The sequence below is a fragment of the Bradyrhizobium sp. INPA03-11B genome (assembly GCF_040446015.1).
In the GTDB taxonomy this organism is placed as follows: Bacteria; Pseudomonadota; Alphaproteobacteria; order Rhizobiales; family Xanthobacteraceae; genus Bradyrhizobium; species Bradyrhizobium macuxiense_A.
Genome location: NZ_JASGSR010000261.1, coordinates 1 through 1,601, shown reverse-complemented (window position 1 = coordinate 1,601; position 1,601 = coordinate 1). Strand labels below are relative to the sequence as shown.

Below are 1,601 nucleotides of genomic sequence, written 5' to 3'. Positions count from 1 at the left end.
GGTGCAGGAATAGTGACGTTTCGTCGAGCAGACGCTCCGGCGACTCCACACCCTTGACGACGATGCTGCGCGCCATCGTGTGCAGTTCCGCGTCCTCCTCGGCCGACAGTTCCCGGCCAGTAAACACCACAACGGGAATATTGGAGAGCGTCTCGTCCTTGCGGATCTGATCCAGCACCTCGAAACCGCTCATGTCGGGCAGGCGCAGATCGAGCACGACGCAGTCGCACGGATTTTCGCGGAGCGTCGAGAGCGCCCCTGCCCCGGTGCCGCTGGTCACGATCTCGATATCCTCGTGCCCGAGCAACTCGGTGATGCTGAGCTGCTCCGCCGCATTGTCCTCGACGATCAAGAGGCGTTTGCGACGCGGCCTGGCATATTCCTTGATCTGCGACAGCGCCGCGCTGACGCCTTCGGTCGTCGTCGGCTTGTTGACGAAGGAGAAGGCGCCGCGCGCCAGCGCATGTTGCCGGTCCTCGTCGAGCGTGATGATCTGGACCGGAATGTGCCGGGTCAGCGGGTTGTGCTTGAGCTGGCTCAGCACGGTCCAGCCCAGCATGTCGGGCAGGAAGACGTCGAGCGAGACCGCGCTCGGCTGGAATTGCTTGGCGAGATCGAGCGCCTCGGCGCCACGGCTCGCGACCAGCACCTTGAATCCCTTGTCGCGGGCGAGGTCGATCAGCACGCGCGCGTAATGTGGGTCGTCCTCGACGATCAGCAGGATGGTGTCGCCGGGCTCGAGCTCGTGCCGGTCATCCGGCAGTTGCTCGATCACGCGCTCCTGCGCGCCTGTCGCCTGCAACGACGGCGCCGGCGTGTGCGGCATCGGCAGCGGTGCCTGCGGGCGTAACGCCACGGACGGTCCGGCATATTTCAGCGGCAGATAGAGGATGAAAGTCGAGCCCTTGCCGGGCGCGCTGCGCAGATGGATCTCGCCGCCGAGCAGGCTCGCCAGCTCACGGCTGATGGCAAGACCAAGACCAGTGCCGCCGTATTTGCGGCTGGTGCCGGCATCGGCCTGCTGAAACGCCTCGAAGATCAGCTTCTGCTTGTCCTGGGGAATGCCGATGCCGGTATCCGACACCTCGAACGCAACGACGGCGGGCGCGGCGTTCAGGATCGGATGCTCGGCGCTCCAGCCGCCGAGCGCGGCCGACACGGTCAGGCTGACGCCGCCGTCCGCGGTGAACTTGAACGCGTTCGAGAGCAGGTTCTTCAGCACCTGCTGCAGCCGCTTGGAGTCGGTGACCATGCTGCGCGCGAGGTTGGTGTCGACATCGATGCTGAAGGAGAGATGCCGGTTCTCCGCCTCGTGCCGGAACGGCCGCCCGACGGTCTCGAGCAGGCTCGAGGTGAGAATTTCCTCGGCGTCGACCGTCACCGTGCCGGATTCGATCTTGGACAGATCGAGGATGTCGCTGATCAGGTTCAACAGGTCGGTGCCGGCACCGTGAATGGTGCGCGCGAACTCCACCTGCTTGCCGGTCAGATTGCCGTCGGGATTTTCCGTGAGTTGCTGGCCCAGGATCAGGATCGAGTTCAGCGGTGTCCGCAACTCGTGCGACATGTTGGCGAGGAATTCGGATTTGTACTTCGAGGTC

General features: G+C 64.5%; 1 protein-coding gene. It reads right to left on the bottom strand.

The features are described from left to right. Positions 1-1,601: response regulator (locus QMZ05_RS40800; protein ID WP_353705885.1), on the bottom strand; the 1,601-nt coding region annotated here is incomplete at both ends.